We start from the raw sequence: 18,661 nt of genomic DNA on the forward strand, positions 1-18,661 counted from the left end.
GCGGCAGACTCCTGTTGACTCCCACCCCACTTCGGGCGTTTAATAGAACATAACAAGAACAAAATGAAGGATGAACGTCATGGCACAGGCTGCTTTGGCGCACGAGGCGCTGTCTGCCCTGCGCACGGAAATCGATCGGCTGGAGAGCGGAAATCCATCGCCGCTGGCGATCGCCGGCCGGCAGGACGGCTGGCAAAGCGCGGGTGCAAACCCCGGGGATGGTGTCATTGCCTCGGGCGCTGCCGGTTTCGATCTGGCGCTCGGTGGCGGCGTGGCGCGTGCCGCACTCAACGAGATTCGCTCGGCAGCGACCGCCGACAACGGCGCGGCGAGCGGTTTTGCCCTGGCCTTGTGCGGGCTGGCGCTCGGGCAGGTCGGTGGAGACGGATCTCAACCGCGGCTTCTCTGGATCGCCGATCCCATGGGGACGTCTGAAAGCGGGCGCCTCTACGGTCCGGGGCTGGCTCGTCATGGTGTGCCGCCATCCTCCATGCTTCATGCCCGGCCCAGGCATCTGAAGGATGCGCTGATGATCGCCGAGGCAGCACTTGCGGTGAATTCCTTCGCGGCGGTCATTCTGGAGATCTATGGTAATCCGCCCAAATTCGGACTGACGGAAAGCCGCCGCCTCAACCTGCGCGCCAAGGCGCATCGGCGCCCGCTGTTTCTGCTGCGCGAGCGGGGGGAGGAGGAAGCCTCCAACGCCGCGGCGCGCTTTGTCGTCGGCCCGGCGCCGGCTGCCCCTGAACGCCTGCCCGGCGGGCGGTTCTATCCCGAGGGCATGGGCAATCCTGTCTTCCACGTCACGATCGAAAAAAGCCGTAACCCGTCCCCGCCGGACTTTTACCTCGAATGGAACGCCGATGACCGCCTCTTTCACGAAATCGACCGCGACCGGATCGTTGTTCCAGCCGGCCACCACACAGAGGGTTCTGTCGCTCTACTTTCCCTTCCTCGCCACCGACCGGATCGCGCGCAAGCGCTGGGGTCAGTCCTGGCGTTCCCGCGGGCGTCCTGACCATCCACCCATCGTCTGTGCCGGCCATGTCCGCAATGCCGTCCGGCTTGTCGCGCTCGACGAGGAGGCACGCCATGTCGGCCTGAGAGCTGGTCAAGGGGTGACGGAAGCCCGCGCCATGATCCCCGATGTCGATGTTGTCGAGGCCGATTCGGCCGCCGACCGGGCATTTCTTGAGGCGATCGCCGACTGGTGCGACCGTTACACGCCGCTCGTGGCGTTTGACGGCGATGGGGGGCTGTTTCTCGACATTTCCGGCTCGGCGCACCTTTTCGGTGGTGAAAAGGCACTGTTTGACGACATCGTCTCACGACTTTTCCATATGGGGATTGCCGTGCGCGGTGCGATTTCGTCCGCGCCGGGCCTGTCGTCGGCCGTCTCACGCTTCGGCCCTCCCGGCGTCGTCGAGCCTGATGGAGCGGAGGAGGCGCTCATCCGCCTGCCCGTGCGCGCGCTGCGGCTGCCGGAGGAAACGGTTGAGCTCTTGGTGAAATCAGGCCTCAAGCAGGTGGGGGATCTGCTTGGCCAGCCGCGCGCACCGCTCGCTCGCCGCTTCGGTTCCGTATTGATGCTGCGCCTCGACCAGGCATTGGGCCTCGAGGAGGAGGCGATCTCGCCACGCCGGCCGGTGGCGGCATTGTCGACCGAACGCCGATTGAGCGAACCGATCATCGACGAGGACAATATCCTGCTCCTGCTCGGCAAGCTGGGCGAGGGGTTGAAGGCTCCGTTCGAGGCGCGCGGCGAGGGCGGCAAGCTCTTCGAATTGCTGCTTTTTCGCGTTGACGGCAAGGTCCTTTCCATTCGCGCGGGCACGGCCATGCCGGTCCGTGATCCCGCCCGCATCGTCGCACTTTTCCGGGCGCGGCTGTCGGCGATCTATGACGATTTCGATGCCGGTTACGGATTCGAGACACTGCGCCTCAACGTCCTGAGCGCGGCCCCTTTCGCGGAGACGCAAGCCGACCTGCAGGGGCGAAACCTCAAGGACGACACGCTGTTGGACTTCATCGACCAGATGTCGGCGCGGTTCGGTTCGGAGATTCTGACCGTGCCGGTGCTGTTCCAGAGCCATGTGCCGGAGCGGGCCGGGCGGCTGATGCCGGTGAGCGATGCCATGCAAGGTGACGGCAATGCGTCCGTCTATCGAGGCGGAGCTGTGCGACCGCTCCGGCTCTTTAGCCATCCCGAGCCGGTCGAGACGATGGCGGAAGTGCCCGATGGTCCGCCGCGTTCGTTTCGCTGGCGGCGAGTGTCCTTCCGGGTGGTGCGTGCCGAGGGGCCGGAGCGGATTTCGCCGGAATGGTGGATCGATGGCGAGACGGCGCCCGCGCGCGACTATTTCCGCATCGAGGATGAGGAGGGACGGCGCTACTGGCTCTATCGCGAAGGGCTTTACGAGCGTGACCCGGCACCGCCGCGCTGGTTCATCCAGGGAGTGTTTGCATGAGTGACGGACCGCAATTTGCGGAGATCGGCATCCGCAGCAACTTTTCCTTTCTCGAGGGGGCTTCGCATCCCGAGGAACTGGCGGTTGCCGCCAAGCGATTGGGGTTGATGGGCATCGGCATCGCCGACCGCAATACGGTGGCGGGCACGGTACGGGTCCATCTCGCGGCCAAGGAGGCGAGGCTTCCCTATCATCCCGGCGCGCGGCTGGTGTTTGCTGACGAGACGCCCGACATTCTTGCCTATCCCACCGACCGTCCGGCCTGGGGACGTCTCTGCCGGCTGCTCAGCCAGGGCAATCTTCGCGCCAACAAAAAGGGCACCTGCGAGATTTACGAGGCCGATCTTATGGAATGGGGCGAGGGGATTTTGCTTGTCGTTATGGCCGAGCCACAGACGAACGCCGAGGGGTTGCCCAATCTCCTGAACCGGCTGAAGACGCGGTTTCCGAACCAGGTCTATCTCGCGCTCGTGCCGCGTTATGACGGCCACGACAGACGAACGTTCGATTTCTTTGCTGCCATTGCAGCCGAGATCGGCTTGCCGCTGCTTGCCACCAACGACGTCCTCATGCACGAGGCGGCGCGCAAGCCGATGGCCGATCTGGTGACGGCGATCCGTGAGCATGTGCCGGTGCAGAAGGCGGGGATGAGGCTTGCGGCCCACGCCGAACGACATCTGAAAAGCGCTGGGGAAATGGCGAGGCTTTTCCGCCGTTATCCGGAGGCGGTGAAGAATGCCTGCCGGTTTTTCGAGCGGCTGACATTTTCGCTGGAGGAACTCAGTTACCAATATCCCGACGAGGCGGTGCCCGGCGAAACGGAGGTCGAATCCCTCAGGCGCCTTGCCTGGGAAGGGGCCGCACGGCGCTATCCCGACGGCATCCCGGACAAGGTCCGGGGGCAGATCGACTATGAACTCAAGCTGATCCGCAAACTGGAATACGAACCCTATTTCCTCACGGTTTATGATATTGTCCGCTTTGCCCGTTCTCGGAAGATCCTTTGCCAAGGCCGGGGCTCGGCGGCCAATTCCACGGTCTGCTTTTGTATAGGCATCACCGAGGTCGACCCCATACTTACCGATCTTCTCTTCGAACGCTTCATCTCGCCCGAGCGCCGCGAGCCGCCCGATATCGATGTCGATTTCGAGCACGAGCGGCGTGAGGAGGTGATCCAGTATATCTATGAGAAATACGGCAGGCATCGTGCCGGCATTGCCGCGACCGTGATCACCTATCGGGCGCGTTCGGCAGGACGCGAGACCGCCAAGGCCTTCGGGCTGTCGGAAGACCAGCAGTCGGCGCTGTCGGGCGCGGTCTGGGGCTGGTCGGCGTCTGCCCTCGATGAAAGGGAAGCCAGGGCCGCCGGCCTCGATGTCGCCGACCCGACGACCCGGCGGGTGCTCGATTATTCCGCCATCCTGATGGGCTTTCCCCGACACCTCTCCCAGCATGTCGGTGGCTTCGTCATCACCCGCGACCGGCTTGACGAGGTGGTGCCTGTCATGCCGACGGCAATGGAGGGGCGCTCGCAGGTGGAGTGGGACAAGGACGATCTTGATGCGCTTGGCATCCTCAAGATTGATGTCCTGGCGCTCGGCATGCTCACCTGTATCGCCAGGGCCTTCAAACTGTTCGAACGTCATTACAACAGCGGGGAACTGAGCCTCGCCAAGATACCCAAGGAACGTTACGAGGTTTACGACATGATCTGCCGGGCCGATACACTGGGCGTCTTCCAGATCGAAAGCCGGGCGCAGATGAGCATGCTGCCGCGCCTCAGGCCGCGAACTTTCTACGACCTTGTGATCGAGGTGGCGATCGTCCGTCCCGGTCCGATCCAGGGCGATATGGTCCATCCCTATCTCCGTCGGCGGCAGGGCAAGGAAGAGGTGAAGTATCCCAGCAAGGAACTGGAGGCAGTGCTAGGCCGGACGCTCGGCGTGCCGCTCTTCCAGGAGCAGGCGATGAAGATCGCCATCGTTGCGGCGGGTTTCGAGCCCGGCGAGGCCGACCGGTTGCGTCGCGCCATGGCGACATTCCGACGCGTGGGCACGATCCATACGTTCCAGAAGAAGATGGTCGATGGCATGGTGGCGCGCGGCTACGAGGCGGATTTCGCCGAACGGTGCTTCAAGCAGATCGAGGGTTTTGGCGAGTATGGTTTTCCGGAAAGTCATGCCGCCTCTTTTGCACTGCTCGTCTATGCCTCCTGCTGGTTGAAGGCCCGCTATCCCGACGTCTTCTGTGCGGCCATCCTCAATTCCCAGCCGATGGGGTTTTATGCGCCCTCGCAATTGATCCGCGACGCGCGCGAACACGGCGTGGAGATCTTCGAGCCTGATATCAACCATTCCACCTGGTACTCGGATCTGGAGGACGGCACCTTCGATCCCGGACGAATCCATCCCCATCATCGAGAAATGATCGGCGTGATCCGGACACGCAAGGCCGTGCGGCTTGGTTTTCACAGGATCAAAGGCTTTTCGGAAGAGGATGCGAGGCGGCTGGTGGAGTGCCGTGGCGAGGGCTACCGTTCGGTGCGCGATCTCTGGCTGCGTTCGGGGCTTTCCCGCTCAGCCATCGAACGGTTGGCCGATGCCGATGCCTTTCGTTCGATTGGTCTTGACCGACGCACAGCGCTCTGGGCGGTGCGCGCGCTCGACGAGAAGAGTGCCGCCGAGCGTCTGCCGCTGTTTGAGAACTCCGGTGACGATCTCCTTGAACACGAGGCCGAGGTCAATCTGCCTGTCATGCCGGAAGGCGAGCAAGTCATTCACGATTACAGGACGATGTCGCATTCGCTCAAGGCGCATCCGGTATCGTTTCTGCGCCGGGATTTCTCGGCACTCGGCATCGTGCCGACCGCGGAGCTGGAAAATATTGCCAATGGCAGGAGAGTCACGGTCGCCGGCCTCGTCCTCGTCCGGCAGCGGCCTGGCTCTGCCAAGGGGGTAATCTTCATGACGATCGAGGACGAGACCGGTATCGCCAATGCCATCGTCTGGCCTAAGGTCTTCGGCGTCTATCGCCCTGTCGTCATGGGCTCGCGGCTGGTGGGCATTCGTGGACGCGTGCAGAAAGCGGACGGCGTTACCCATGTGGTTGCCGAGCATGTCGAGAACCTGACCGAATACCTCGGCAAGCTCGCCGAAGAAGGCCGCATGATCGATGCGCTCGCCAATGTCGATGAGGTCCGGCGGCCGGTACAGGAGCACCGCCTGAGGCCGAAGCCAGGTGGCGCCGCGCTCGCGCTCTTCAAGGAAATGCCGGAACTCAAGGAGGATCTGCGCCGCCAGGTGGAGAGCGCCGCCAACGTCATGCCCGGGGGACGCAACTTCCATTGAAGCCGATATCAGGCTGCGACCACCGGACACAGCGACATCGTGGTCGTTGACAGTTGGGGGGTGCGGGTCCAGCCTAGATCACGCAATACAAAATATGCTACAACCTTGTAGCCGCAGGACGCTTATTCATGCTCGACAGTCTCGACGCAACACTCCTGGCGCGTTTCCAGTTCGCCTTCACGGTGTCGTTCCACATCGTCTTTCCCGCGTTCTCGATCGGGCTTGCAAGCTATCTTGCCGTGCTCGAAGGCCTCTGGCTGTGGACGAAAGAACGCGTTTATCTCGAACTCTTCGACTTCTGGAAGACGATCTTCGCCGTCGCCTTCGGCATGGGTGTCGTGTCCGGCATCGTCATGTCCTATCAGTTCGGCACCAACTGGAGCGTCTTTTCCGACAAGGTCGGGCCGATCATCGGGCCGCTGATGGGCTATGAGGTGATGACCGCCTTCTTCCTCGAGGCCGGCTTTCTCGGGGTGATGCTGTTCGGCAGGAACCGCGTCGGTCCCGGCCTGCACTTCTTTGCCACCCTGATGGTGGCCATCGGCACGCTGATATCGGCGACCTGGATCCTCTCGGCCAATTCCTGGATGCAGACGCCCGTAGGCTTTGCCAAACATGCCAATGGCCAGTTCATCCCCGTCGACTGGTGGGCGATCATCTTCAATCCGTCCTTTCCCTATCGGCTGGTGCATATGGTGCTGGCGGCCTACCTCACCACCGCGCTGGTGGTGGGCGCGGTCGGCGCCTTCCATCTGATCCGCCGCACCGCGCCTGTTCGGGCACGCAAGATGCTGTCGATGGCGATGTGGATGGTGACAATCGTGGCGCCGATCCAGATTTTTGCCGGTGACGAGCACGGCCTCAATACACTGGAGCACCAGCCGGTGAAGATCATGGCGATGGAAGGCCACTATGAAAGCCACCCGGACGGCGCGCCGCTGATCCTGTTCGGCATTCCCAACGAGAAAGAGAACCGCATCGACTATGCCATCCAGATTCCCAAGCTTTCGAGCCTGATCCTCAAGCACGACCTGAATGCGCCTCTGAATGGCCTCGATACGGTGCCGGTCGATCGCCGGCCGCCGGTCTTCATCGTCTTCTGGTCGTTCCGGATCATGGTCGGGCTCGGCTTTGCCATGCTCGGCCTCGGGCTCTTCAGTCTTTATTGTCGGTGGAAGGGATCGTTCACGCACAACACCTGGTTCCATTGCGCTGCCTTGATCATGGGGCCAATGGGCTTTGTCGCCGTGCTCGCGGGCTGGGTCACCACCGAGGTCGGCCGTCAGCCGTACACCGTCTATGGCGAGTTGCTGACGATCGATTCCGTCTCGCCGATCTCGGCGCCGGCGGTGGCGTCGTCGCTGATCGCCTTCATAACAGTCTATTTCTTCGTCTTCGGCGCCGGCGTATTCTACATACTCAGGCTGATGGCGCGTCTGCCGCGTGACCCTATGCCGGAACTCGTCGATGGCCCGCTGCGCACGGCAGGCATCAATCCCGGTCTGGCCCAGCAGGAGAAGTCCCATGGCCATTGATCTTGCCTTCATCTGGGCGGCGATCATTGCCTTTGCCGTGCTCGCCTATGTCATCCTTGATGGTTTCGATCTCGGTGTCGGCATCCTCTTTCCGCTCTTTCCGGAAAAACAGGACCGCGATGTCATGATGAACTCGGTCGCCCCTGTCTGGGACGGCAACGAGACATGGCTGGTGCTGGGCGGCGGCGGGTTGATGGCAGTGTTTCCGCTCGCTTACGCCACCATCCTGCCCGCCCTTTACGCACCGATCATCGCCATGCTGGTGGGCCTCATCTTCCGGGGCGTGGCGTTCGAGTACCGTTGGCGGACGAGGCGATGGGAAAACTTCTGGAATTGGGCTTTTGCCGGCGGCTCCACCATGGCCGCATTTGCCCAAGGGGTGGCACTCGGGGCGCTGGTTCAAGGCATTCCGGTCGTCAACCGTGCCTATGCGGGCGGTTGGTGGGATTGGTTGACGCCATTCTCGATCGCCACAGGCGTGGCGCTCGTCGTCGGTTATGCCCTGTTGGGCTCGACCTGGCTGGTGATGAAGACCACGGGAGAACTCTGCGAACAGGCGCGGCGGATTTCCTATGTCACGACGATTGCCACGCTTGCCGCCATGGCGATCTTCAGCCTTTGGACGCCATTTCTCGAGCCGATCTATCTGCAACGATGGTTCGGTTGGCCGACGGCAATTTTCTCGATTGTCGTGCCGTTGCTCTGCGCGGCCTGTTTCGCGCTGCTGCTCACCGGGCTCAAAAACCATAGGGACAGCCGGCCGTTTCTGGCCGCGCTCGGTCTTTTCGTTTTGGGTTATGTGGGGATCGGCATATCCTTCTATCCCTATATCGTGCCGACGTCGCTGACGATCTGGGATGCCGCTGCACCGGAATCGAGCCTTGCCTTCCTGTTGGTCGGTGCGGTCGTTCTGCTGCCGTTGATCCTGGCCTATACCGGCTATTCCTATTGGGTCTTCCGGGGGAAAGTCGATCCGGAGGAGGGATATCACTAATGGTTGAGACGGAAAAAGGCGCGGTGAAGCGCCTTCTTTGGTTTGTCGGTTTATGGCTGTTCGGCGTTGCCGTCGTCAGTGTGGTCGGCCTGGTGATCAAGCTTTTCCTGGGGTGACATCTGTTTTCTGTTCGATGGCTTTGTGCTGTTCGTCTGGCTTGTGCCCACCCGAGATTGTACTGACGGTGATGGAAACAGGATCGCTGGCGGGGAACGAACCTTCCAGTCCCTCGTCCAGTTGTTCTTCCATAGTATAGGTGTCGCCTACGCTGCGGGCACTGCGCATGTGGTCCGTAGAACTGATCGATGCGGCATCGATGAACGCGCTGTCATCGAACGAACCCATTTGTGCCAGCAAGGCGCGCGCCTTGTCGATGGCGTTCAGGCGATTGAGATTGCTCTCGTCGTCCTGACGCAAGAACACTGAGACGATTTCGCCCGTATCGCCAACAAATTCGACGGTAAAACCAGTCTTGCCGCCATGCTCTGGGTGAACCTGTGTTTCGACATTGTGCATGGTAGAACTCCTGTTAACCACGCGGAGTCAACGTCGCGATCACCGCAATGGTTCCGATAATGTGGATACGGGCTGAGATAACAGGACTGAGTTTTGCCTCAGGTGCCGCAGAATGTCTGCAGCACGCGTTCGTTCGGTTCTGCGGGTAAAGTGTAACGCACGGGCACATCGGGGTCTTCCCGGAAAGGATGCGAAAGCACCGTGTCCAGCGTTTCGAACGGGCTGAAATCGGCGCCCTGCGTGGCCGATTGAATTGCCTCCTCTATCAGGTGGTTGCGGGGAATGTAAATCGGGTTGGTGGCGTGCATCGCACGGGCGCGCGCTTCCCCGGACATCGTCTCACGGCTCAGCCGAGCCCGCCAGCTGGCGAGCCAGTTTTTCGCAGACGCGCGGTCCTCATTCATCAGGGCGAGAAATGCCCCTTCAAATTCTGGCCCCTCAGCAGCGTCGGAAAGACGGCGGAAGGCTAGGGTGAAGTCGGCCCGGTTGACCAACTGCACATTGAGAAAAGCGTCGATCAGCGCCTTGTCCTCGTCTTCGGTCGTCCGCAGGCCCAGCTTCCGGCGCATCCCGGCCAGCCAGCTCGTATTGAAGGTCTCCGCAAAGGCGATCACGGCCTGATTGGCGCTCTCGACCGATTTGTCGATGTCGGCATCAATCAGCGGCAACAGCGTTTCAGCCAATCTGGCCATGTTCCATTGGGCGATGCCTGGCTGGTTCTGATAGGCATAGCGGCCGCCCCGATCGATCGAACTGAACACGGTTGTCGGGTTGTAAGCCTCCATGAAGGCGCAGGGGCCGAAATCGATCGTCTCGCCCGAAATAGAGGAATTGTCGGTGTTCATCACACCATGAATGAAACCGATATGCAGCCACTGCGCGACCAGCTGCGCTTGGCGCGTGGCAACCGCCACGAGCAAGGCGAGGGAGGGGTTTTTCGTGCCCTTGATCTCTGGATAAAGGCGGTCGATCACATAGTCGGCGAGTGCCTTCAAGCCTTCAGTATCGCCGCGCGCGGCAAAGAACTGGAACGTGCCCACCCTGACATGGCTGCGCGCCACGCGCGTCAGCACCGCGCCCGGAAGCGGCATTTCACGGTAGACGGGGTCACCGGTCATGACGGCGGCCAGCGCGCGCGTGGTCGGGATGCCCATTGCATGCATCGCCTCGCTGACGAGATATTCGCGAAGCACCGGACCAAGTGCGGCACGGCCGTCGCCGCCGCGCGAATAAGGCGTGCGGCCAGCACCCTTCAGCTGGACATCGAGGCGTACGCCCTTTGTATCGACGACTTCGCCCAGCAGGATCGCCCGGCCATCGCCGAGTTGCGGCACGAAGGAGCCGAACTGGTGCCCGGCATAGGCCATCGAAATGGGTTTTGCGCCCTCTGGAACCTCGTTGCCGGCAAGGATTGCCGCAGCTTGGGTATCATCCAGCGCCGCCCAATCCGGCCCGAGTTCCGCGGCAAGTTGCCTGTTGTACTTGATCATCCGGGGATCTGCCACGCGGCTCGGCAGAACCTGCGCGAAGAAGCGTTCTGGCAAGGTCGAATAACTATGGCTCAGTCCCAACATATCGTCTGCTTTCGGCTCTCAAATCAGTCTTCCTATAGATAAGCATCTGTGACCCGTGCGGCAACTGGGTGCACTTTACCGGCGCGGAACGGATGGAGAGACCTACAAACCGACGACGGTCAGCATGATGAAGGTGGCAAAGAGAACGAAATGCGTCATCCCCTCGATGGCATTCGTTTCGCCGTCGTTGAGGTTGATGGCTGCGGCTATCAACGTCAGCGTCACCATGACCGTCTGTACCGGCGACATCGCCATTGTCAGCGGCTGGCCGGTAAACAGCGCGAGCGCTTCCATCACCGGCACCGTCAGGATTACGGTCGACAGCGAAGCGCCCATGGCGATGTTGACGACGGCCTGCATGCGATTGCGCAGGGCTGCCCGCAACGCCGTCAATATTTCGGGCGCAGCCGAAATAGCAGCCACCACGATTGCCATCAGCGCCGGCGGTGCGCCAGTTCCTTCTAGGCCGCTTGAAAGCAGTGTCGACATCAGCTCCGCGAGAAAACCGATCACCACCACCCCGAAAAGAATGATGCCGATGGACACCGCGGCGGGAAGCTCGGGGGCAGGCTGCATTTTGGGAGCCGGCGCCTCCGGAGTGGCATCTTCGTCCTCGTCGATGTCGTCGGTGTAGGCATAGCTGAAGAAATAGCTGTGCGCGCCCACCTGCATGCGGAGGAACAACGCATAGAGCGTGATCATCGCGCAGACGGTGAATGCTGAGTAATAGTGCCACTTGGATGCGGGGACGAATTCAGGCACCACCATGGAAATCCCCATGGCCGTCAGGATCATCACCCCATAGGTTTTGCCGGAATCGTTGTTGTAGGGCTGTTCGCCGAACCTGAGCCCGCCGAGCAGCGCGGCCAGTCCGAGAATGCCATTGATGTCGAGCATCACGGCGGCGTAAATCGTATCGCGCACCAGGGTCGGCGAGCTGTCTCCCATCAACATGATCGCAAGCACGATCACTTCGACCAGGACTGCCGAAAGCGTCAGGATCATCGTGCCGTACGGATCGCCGACACGCTTGGCGAGGTGTTCGGCGTGCTTGGCAACGCGAACCGAGGCGATCACGATGGCGATGACGAGAATGGCGGCGACAACCAGACTTGCCAGCTTGCCATGAGCAAGAATGTCATGCTCGTAGAAATAGGCTGCTGCGCCGGCGAGGATGGGCAAAACGAAAATGCGCTCCTTGCTCAACATGTTGCCGCCGAGCGCATCCGCCATCGATCGTCGTCCTTGTTTGTCGCCCGCCTGAAACCGACTTCGAGGGATGGTCATGCGAGCGGCCCGACCATTCTCTTCGTCCTATTAACAACTGATTTGGTCGTCGTGTCGAGACGCAACCGCAGTTGCTTCAGGCAGCCGAGCGTGCTGGCCTCAGTTGGCCGTGGAGATTTTCACCAGCACAGGCTTTTGCCTGTATTCCCCAGGGAAAAGACGCTTCAGGTTTTCGATCTTCGGCATGTCGACATAGGCGATATAGGGATAGGTCGGATTGAGCTCGAGAAAGTTCTGATGATAATCCTCCGCGACAAAGAATGCCTTGCCCGGTTCGACTTTGGTCACGATTGGTCTTTCAAAAACCTTGGCGCTGTCGAGTTGGGCTATATAGGCTTTTGCGACGCTCGCCTGTTCGTCATTGGTTGGGAAGATGGCCGTACGGTACTGCGTGCCCTTGTCCGGCCCCTGGCGGTTCAACTGGGTCGGGTCGTGGGAGGCGGAAAAGTAGATTTGCAGCAGTCGTCCGTAGCTGATCTTTGACGGATCGAAGGTGATCTTGACGGCTTCGGCATGACCGGTCGTGCCCGTTCCGACGATATCGTAGACGGCATCCGCCTTCGAGCCGCCGGCATAGCCGGAGGTGGCGTCGACGACGCCGGTCACATGCTGGAACACACCCTGAATTCCCCAGAAGCATCCGCCGGCAAGCACCGCGGTTTCCAATTTTGCAGATCGTTGCATGTCAAGCTTAGGCGCTGGAATGACGATACCCTCCTCGGCGATTGCCGGCCGGTGCGCAAGCGCGAGTGCCACGGCAAGAGACGATGCCACGAGCGCGCCGCGTGTCATCCAACGGACGAAAAACAGTTTGGCGATTGAAGCCTTGTTCATTTCGGTATCCTTTCCGGACTTGGTCGCCAATGTCTCAGGCGGCCGCAGCCGCGAATTTGAGGGCGACGCCGTTGATGCAGTAGCGCAGACCTGTCGGTTGCGGGCCATCATCGAACACGTGACCGAGATGACCTTCACAACGACGACATTCGACAGCAGACCGCACCATTCCGAATGATTGGTCGCCTTTGGTTGCCACTGCATTGTTGAGCGGCTTCCAGAAACTCGGCCAGCCAGTGCCGCTATCGAACTTGGTTTTGGAAGAAAAGAGCGGCAGGTCGCAACCGGCGCAGTTGAAGTTGCCAGAGCGATGCTCGTCAAGTAGCGGGCTGGTAAAGGGCCGTTCCGTTCCTGCCTGCCGCAGCACCTGGTACTGGTCCACAGTCAACAATTTCTGCCACTCCGCATCGGAATGCGTGACCTTGTCGCTGCCTGCGGCCAGCACTTGCGAGACCAATGAAAACATGGTCTCGGGAAACATGGCGACAACCCCAAGCATGGCACCCGATTTCAGGATCTGTCTTCGTCGGAACATCGCGGGTCTCCTTGTCATTTCGCACCGGGCGAATGACCTTGATACGAGCCGCAAGGTCGCACAGTTTCAGCATCACTGTGAAATCAATTGCAGTTGACATAACCGACACGCCAGATCCCGAAAACTTGAACGGTTCCGTTTTTGCGGTTGCTGCGCCCTGCCCAAACGGCCACTTTGACGCGAGCGGCTGATCCTTGTATCCATGCGGGAAAGGTCCTGCCGCATCCGGCGGCGGAAGGTTCGTGCTGGGAGATCGGGTGTTCATGAACAAGCTGTCCGCAATTGCTGAAGAGCGGCCACTCGACACACAACTCACTGTCCTGCTCGATCGCCAAAAGGCGGCCGTCCAGCGCGATATGAATCCCGTAATTGCCTTGCGTCTCGATCGTCTTGCCCGTCTTGACCGGATGATTGTGCAAAATGAACGAAGCTTTGCAGATGCCATCGCGGCCGATTTCGGCATTCGCTCGCACATCGTGACGGCGCTCACCGAAACCTTGGTGACACGTGCCGCGATCCGCCATGCCAAGCGCCACCTACGCGCGTGGATGCGGCCTCGAAATGTCGGCGTCAGCTGGACCTTCAAGCCCGGCCGCGCGCGCATCATGATCCAGCCGCTCGGTGTCGTCGGCATCGTCGCGCCGTGGAACTACCCGCTGCAACTGGTGCTGAACCCGCTGGTAGGCGCCCTGGCGGCAGGCAACAGGGCCATGTTGAAACCTTCCGAATTGACGCCGCGATTTGCCGATGTGCTGAGGCAGGCGGTCTCGCAAGCTTTTGCCGAGGACGAAGTGGTCGTGGTCACTGGCGGCCCTGACGTGGCCAAGGCATTTTCGACCTTGCCCTTTGATCATCTGCTGTTCACCGGTTCGACAGCTGTCGGCCGGATCGTCGCGCAGGCGGCCGCACGAAACCTGACGCCGGTGACGCTGGAACTGGGCGGCAAGTCGCCGGCAATCATCGATGCCTCGGCCGATCTCAAGCTCGCGGCAAACCGGCTTGCATGGGGCAAGCTCCTGAACTCCGGCCAGACATGCGTCGCTCCTGACTATGCGCTGGTGCCGAAGGCGCTGGTGGACGAGTTCACAGCCCATTTGTCGGAACGCGCAAAGGCGCAATATCCTAAGACGGCCGGCAACCCGGACTATACCAGTATTGTCAGCGACCGACACTTCCAGCGGCTGAATGATCTGGTTGCCGATGCAGTTTCCAGAGGTGCGAAGACAGTGGAATTGGTGGGTGGATCGGATACTGCCGTGCGGATTTTTGCGCCAACGGCGCTGTTGAACGTTAATGCCGAGATGGCCGTGATGCAGGAGGAGATCTTCGGGCCGATCTTGCCGATAATCGGCTACGACACGCTTGAGGACGCCATCGGCTTCGTCAACAAGCGGGATCGGCCACTGGCTCTTTACTGGTTCGGCAGGGACCATGCGGCAAGGGACAAGGTGTTGAACGGTACGATTTCCGGCGGCGTGACGATCAACGACACGATCGTGCATCTCGCCCAGGAGGGGTTGCCCTTTGGCGGCGTCGGCCAGTCGGGGTACGGCCACTATCACGGCGAGCTCGGTTTCCGCGCCATGTCGAAGGAAAAGCCGGTATTCCTGCAAGCCCGTCTCTCGGCCGGTAGCCTCCTTTACCCGCCCTATGGTCGGTTCTCCCGGTTCCTTCTGAAGATCCTCAAACGCTTCGGCTGAACGGCAGATTTTCTCCAGCGCCCGGCACAGCAGCAAAACATTGGCGATTGAACAGCTAAAGAATCCTCGCATGCCTTGCTTTAACCGATCGGTCAGACAATTATAGCGCCGGCGGTTGAGGAGCCACCACGAACATTCAGCTTTGCGGCAACATTCTTTGGGGAGGATGAAGGGATGCAGTCGCTTGTCACGGCAATACACAATCCGGTTCCGGTCGAAATCATCAGGGATGAAATTCGAAAGGTTTGTGGCGTCTTCACGCTCGAACCGATGGTGAAGAATATGGGGCTGGTGTGCGGGGACGTCGCCACGCGGCGCATCGGCACGTTCGAGACCGCCATCGTGGCGCTGGATGCAAAGCACGTTCAGCGCTCTTCGCAATCGATCCGTCATGATCCGGGCGAACACCTGTTTCTTCTGCTGCAGGACGAGGGGCACTGCCGGGTCGAGCAGAATGGCACCTCATCGATGCTGACGCCCGGCGATATGTTCATCGTAGATTCGGTCAGGCCTTCCTCATTCAACTACGGCGGTGAGCGTTCGAACCAGATCTCCGTGCACCTGCCGCGTAGCGACATGCTTTCCCGTTTCGGTAATATCTGCACCGGTGGCGTGCCAATCGACCGGCAGGACCCGCTCTGGCTTGCCATGCGTGCGGTCATCGCCAAGATGTATACTGCGCCGGTCGTGTCACCGCAGCTCAGCGAGGCGTTCCTGAGCTTGCTGGGCGCCTATTTTCAGGGGCTGCGCGGGACGGTCAATGTCACGCAGACGCTGCTGTCGCGCGCACTGGCGCTGATCGAACGGCATGCGGCTGACCCCTTCTTCGGGCCCCGCGAACTGGCCGGCCGTCTCAATGTTTCCGACCGGATGCTGCAACGGCATTTCCAGCCGATTGGCGAGACGCCGGGTCATCGTTTGCTTGGCCGGAGGCTGGAACTCGCCCGGATGCGTCTCGAGACACGCCAGCCGGGACAGCAGGCCGATGGCATCGCCTCGATCGCTTTCGATTGCGGCTTCAACGACCTTTCCTACTTCTATCGGGAGTTTCGAAAGAAATACGGCATGACGCCGGGTGCGGTTTTGCGCTGCCATTGACGGAATTCTCCAAAGCTCCGGACGGTTCTGTCCAAGCCGCCGGCTATTTGACGTCCTAGTATCCAACACGAATTGCTCCGCCTGAGGCGGATGCAACGGGAGGAGAAGGACAATGAAGCAATACAGTGCAACGATCGGCGGCAAGCCCGTTTCTGGAGCGGACGCATTCGTCGTGGCCAATCCGTCCACTGGCGCGGAAGCAGGCCGGGCTCCGAATCTCGGGCAGGCAGATCTCGATGCTGCAGTGGCCGCAGCCAATGCAGCCTTTCCATCGTGGTCTGCGAAGTCTGACGAGCAACTCCAGGCCGCCTGCGCGGCCGTGACGGAAAAAATCCAGCAGCATGCCGAGGAATTGGCGGAGATCATTACGCTCGAACAGGGCAAGCCGCTCAATGGGCTTGGTTCGCGCTGGGAAATGGGCGGCGCGGCCGCTTGGGCCGGCTACACGACGGGCCTGTCGCTGCCGGTCAAGGTGTTGCAGGACAATGAGCAGGGTCGGCTGGAATTGCATCGCAAGCCTGTCGGGGTGGTCGGCTCGATCACGCCATGGAATTTTCCGGTGATGATTGCCATCTGGCACGTCATGCCGGCGCTCAGGACCGGCAATACCGTGGTGATCAAGCCGTCGCCCCATACGCCGCTTTCGACGCTGCGGTTGGTCGAGATCATCAACGAAGTGCTGCCGCCCGGCGTGGTCAATGTCGTCACAGGCGACGACAAGGCGTTCAACCTCGGCGCAGCGATGTCGGCCCATCCCGGTATCCGCAAGATCGTCTTTACCGGTTCGTGCGGGACCGGCCAGAAGATCATGCAGTCCGCGGCATCGACAATGAAGCGCCTGACGCTGGAAATGGGCGGCAACGACGCGGCCATCGTCCTGCCCGATGCCGATCCGCAAGCGATCGCCGAAGGCCTGTTCTGGGGCGCCTTCATCAACAACGGTCAGACTTGCGCGGCGATGAAGCGCCTCTATGTGCATGAATCCATTCATGATGCGGTCTGCGACGCGCTGGTGGCATTTGCCCGCAACATTCCGGTCGGCGACGGCATGAACGAAAGCAGCATCCTTGGTCCCATCCAGAACCGCATGCAATTCGACAAGGTGTCGCGTCTGGTGGCCGATGCGGCAAAGCGCGGCAAGGTGCTTCTCGGCGGCCAAGCGGGCAAGGGACTGTTCTACCCGCCGACGATCGTATCGGGCCTCAGCAATGGCGATCCGCTGGTCGACGAAGAGCAGTTCGGCCCCGCTCTGCCGGTCATTGCCTATAGCAATGTCGAAGACGCAATCGCCATGGCCAACGACAGCGAAAACGGGCTCGGCGGATCCGTCTGGTCGTCCGATATCGAAGCCGCGAAAAAGGTTGCCGGTAGAATGCAATGCGGTTCGGTCTGGATCAACAAGCACGGCGCCATACAGCCGAACGCGCCGTTCGGCGGCGTCAAGGCGTCGGGTCTCGGTGTCGAGTTCGGTGAGGAAGGACTGGAGGAGTACACCGACATTCAGGTGATTTTCAGCTGAGAAGGCAGGTTCCGCATTTGCGGGGCCAGCAGGCTGAAAAGTTCAACAGGATGCATCATTCAGGAGGATTGATACCCATGGGAAAAACCGGGTTCTATACGGACGAGCGCACATTCTGGCATTCGACAGGGGTCCAGTCGCTCTTCATACCCATCGGTGACTGGGTCCAGCCGCCGACGGGGAGCTACGGCGCCGACACGCCGGACTCCAAGCGCCGGCTGCTCAACCTTGCGACGGTCTCGGGCCTGACCGCGAAACTGGTCATGCCTGAATCCTCACCGGTCACTTGGGAGGAAATGCAGCGCGTGCATCCGGCTGGTTATCTCGAACGCTTCAAGTCCGCTAGCGATGCTGGCGGCGGCGACCTCGGCATGCTCGCGCCCTTCAGCAAGGGAGGATTCGAAATTGCGCAGGTTTCGGCGGGTCTGGCGCGCACGGCCATCGATGAGGTGCTCTCCGGCCGTATGGAGAATGCCTATGCCTTGTGCCGGCCGGCCGGTCATCACTGCCTCGCCGATATGCCGATGGGCTTCTGCCTGCTCGCCAATATCCCCATCGCCATCGAAGCCGCGCGGCGCAAGCACGGACTGTCGCGCGTCGCAGTGGTCGACTGGGACGTCCATCACGGCAACGGAACGCAGTCGATCTACTATGGTCGCGCCGATACGCTGACCATCTCGATCCATCAGGATCGTTGCTTCCCGCCGGGCTACAGCGGTGCCGAGGACCGCGGCGAAGGGGCAGGCCTCGGCTACAATCTCAACATTCCGCTGCCTGCCGGCAGCGGTCATGAGGCCTATATCTACGCCTTCGAGAAGATGGTGATTCCGGCCCTTGAACAATACCGGCCGGAACTCATCGTCGTCGCCAGCGGGCTCGATGCCAATGCCGTCGATCCGCTGGCGCGCATGTTGCTGCACAGCGGCAGTTACCGCGCGCTGACGACGATGATGAAGGAAACAGCCGCGAGGTTGTGCCAGGGCCGGTTGGTCGTCGTGCACGAGGGCGGCTATTCGGAAGCTTATGTGCCCTTCTGCGGCCAGGGCCTGCTGGAGGCACTGAGCGGCGAGACGACCGCGGTCGCCGACCCCGAGCTGGAGTTCTTCACGCTCCAGCAGCCGTCGGAGCGGGTCGTCGCCTTCCAGAAGCAGTTGATCGACGAGATGGCAGTGGCGGCAAAGATCCCCGCGGCCATCCCCGCGGAATGAGAAGAAGCGGCGGATCGCCTGTCCGCCGAAAAGATCAAGAGGGAAC

At 61.0% G+C, this 18,661-nt stretch carries 14 protein-coding genes; 9 read left to right on the forward strand and 5 right to left on the reverse strand.

What is annotated here, in order from left to right:
- Nucleotides 1–79: 79 nt before the first annotated feature.
- From JJB09_RS26565 to cydB, 5 genes are all read left to right on the forward strand, one after another.
- A complete protein-coding gene (locus JJB09_RS26565) occupies nucleotides 80–1,018 on the forward strand; it encodes an ImuA family protein (RefSeq protein WP_246748567.1) in 939 nt (312 codons plus the stop codon).
- The gene (locus JJB09_RS03745; RefSeq protein WP_246748588.1) at nucleotides 903–2,468 is read left to right on the forward strand and encodes a DNA polymerase Y family protein; all 1,566 of its coding nucleotides are present in this window, start codon (nucleotides 903–905) and stop codon (nucleotides 2,466–2,468) included. Before JJB09_RS26565 ends, JJB09_RS03745 begins: the two co-directional genes overlap by 116 nt.
- Nucleotides 2,465–5,815, forward strand: a complete 3,351-nt coding sequence (locus JJB09_RS03750) for an error-prone DNA polymerase (protein ID WP_201653320.1) — start codon at nucleotides 2,465–2,467, stop codon at nucleotides 5,813–5,815. The genes JJB09_RS03745 and JJB09_RS03750 overlap by 4 nt, the downstream gene beginning before the upstream one ends.
- A 128-nt stretch (nucleotides 5,816–5,943) precedes the next feature.
- A complete protein-coding gene (locus JJB09_RS03755; protein WP_201653323.1) occupies nucleotides 5,944–7,350 on the forward strand; it encodes a cytochrome ubiquinol oxidase subunit I in 1,407 nt (468 codons plus the stop codon).
- Nucleotides 7,340–8,344 (forward strand): cytochrome d ubiquinol oxidase subunit II, encoded by a 1,005-nt coding sequence (cydB, locus tag JJB09_RS03760; RefSeq protein WP_201653326.1) that lies wholly within the window; start codon nucleotides 7,340–7,342, stop codon nucleotides 8,342–8,344. The genes JJB09_RS03755 and cydB overlap by 11 nt, the downstream gene beginning before the upstream one ends.
- A 96-nt stretch (nucleotides 8,345–8,440) precedes the next feature.
- On the opposite strand, the gene JJB09_RS03765 is transcribed toward cydB, so the two are convergent.
- The 5 genes from JJB09_RS03765 to msrB form a co-directional block, all read right to left on the reverse strand.
- A complete protein-coding gene (locus JJB09_RS03765) occupies nucleotides 8,441–8,860 on the reverse strand; it encodes a hypothetical protein (protein WP_246748568.1) in 420 nt (139 codons plus the stop codon).
- A gap of 98 nt (nucleotides 8,861–8,958) precedes the next feature.
- Complete coding sequence (locus JJB09_RS03770; RefSeq protein ID WP_201653329.1) at nucleotides 8,959–10,434, reverse strand: protein adenylyltransferase SelO; 1,476 nt, start codon at nucleotides 10,432–10,434, stop codon at nucleotides 8,959–8,961.
- Nucleotides 10,435–10,536: 102 nt separating this feature from the next.
- A complete protein-coding gene (locus JJB09_RS03775; RefSeq protein ID WP_201654159.1) occupies nucleotides 10,537–11,643 on the reverse strand; it encodes a calcium:cation antiporter in 1,107 nt (368 codons plus the stop codon).
- 177 nt (nucleotides 11,644–11,820) lie between these two features.
- On the reverse strand, nucleotides 11,821–12,555 hold the full coding sequence (msrA, locus tag JJB09_RS03780; protein ID WP_201653331.1) for a peptide-methionine (S)-S-oxide reductase MsrA: 735 nt from the start codon (nucleotides 12,553–12,555) through the stop codon (nucleotides 11,821–11,823).
- Nucleotides 12,556–12,589: 34 nt separating this feature from the next.
- Complete coding sequence (gene msrB, locus JJB09_RS03785) at nucleotides 12,590–13,090, reverse strand: peptide-methionine (R)-S-oxide reductase MsrB (protein WP_201653334.1); 501 nt, start codon at nucleotides 13,088–13,090, stop codon at nucleotides 12,590–12,592.
- 263 nt (nucleotides 13,091–13,353) lie between these two features.
- Here msrB and JJB09_RS03790 point away from each other — a divergent pair, with 263 nt between their 5' ends.
- The 4 genes from JJB09_RS03790 (at nucleotide 13,354) to JJB09_RS03805 (ending at nucleotide 18,615) form a co-directional block, all read left to right on the forward strand.
- Nucleotides 13,354–14,790 (forward strand): coniferyl aldehyde dehydrogenase, encoded by a 1,437-nt coding sequence (locus tag JJB09_RS03790; RefSeq protein ID WP_201653337.1) that lies wholly within the window; start codon nucleotides 13,354–13,356, stop codon nucleotides 14,788–14,790.
- Nucleotides 14,791–14,964: 174 nt separating this feature from the next.
- Nucleotides 14,965–15,888: a helix-turn-helix domain-containing protein gene (locus JJB09_RS03795; protein ID WP_201653340.1), complete on the forward strand. Its 924-nt coding sequence runs from the start codon at nucleotides 14,965–14,967 to the stop codon at nucleotides 15,886–15,888.
- 112 nt (nucleotides 15,889–16,000) lie between these two features.
- Nucleotides 16,001–17,407, forward strand: coding sequence for an aldehyde dehydrogenase family protein (locus JJB09_RS03800; RefSeq protein WP_201653343.1), 1,407 nt, complete (start codon nucleotides 16,001–16,003; stop codon nucleotides 17,405–17,407).
- 77 nt (nucleotides 17,408–17,484) lie between these two features.
- On the forward strand, nucleotides 17,485–18,615 hold the full coding sequence (locus JJB09_RS03805; RefSeq protein WP_201653346.1) for a class II histone deacetylase: 1,131 nt from the start codon (nucleotides 17,485–17,487) through the stop codon (nucleotides 18,613–18,615).
- Nucleotides 18,616–18,661 lie beyond the last annotated feature (46 nt).

This window comes from Phytoamicus setariae (assembly GCF_016722925.1).
In the GTDB taxonomy this organism is placed as follows: domain Bacteria; phylum Pseudomonadota; class Alphaproteobacteria; order Rhizobiales; family Rhizobiaceae; genus Rhizobium_E; species Rhizobium_E setariae.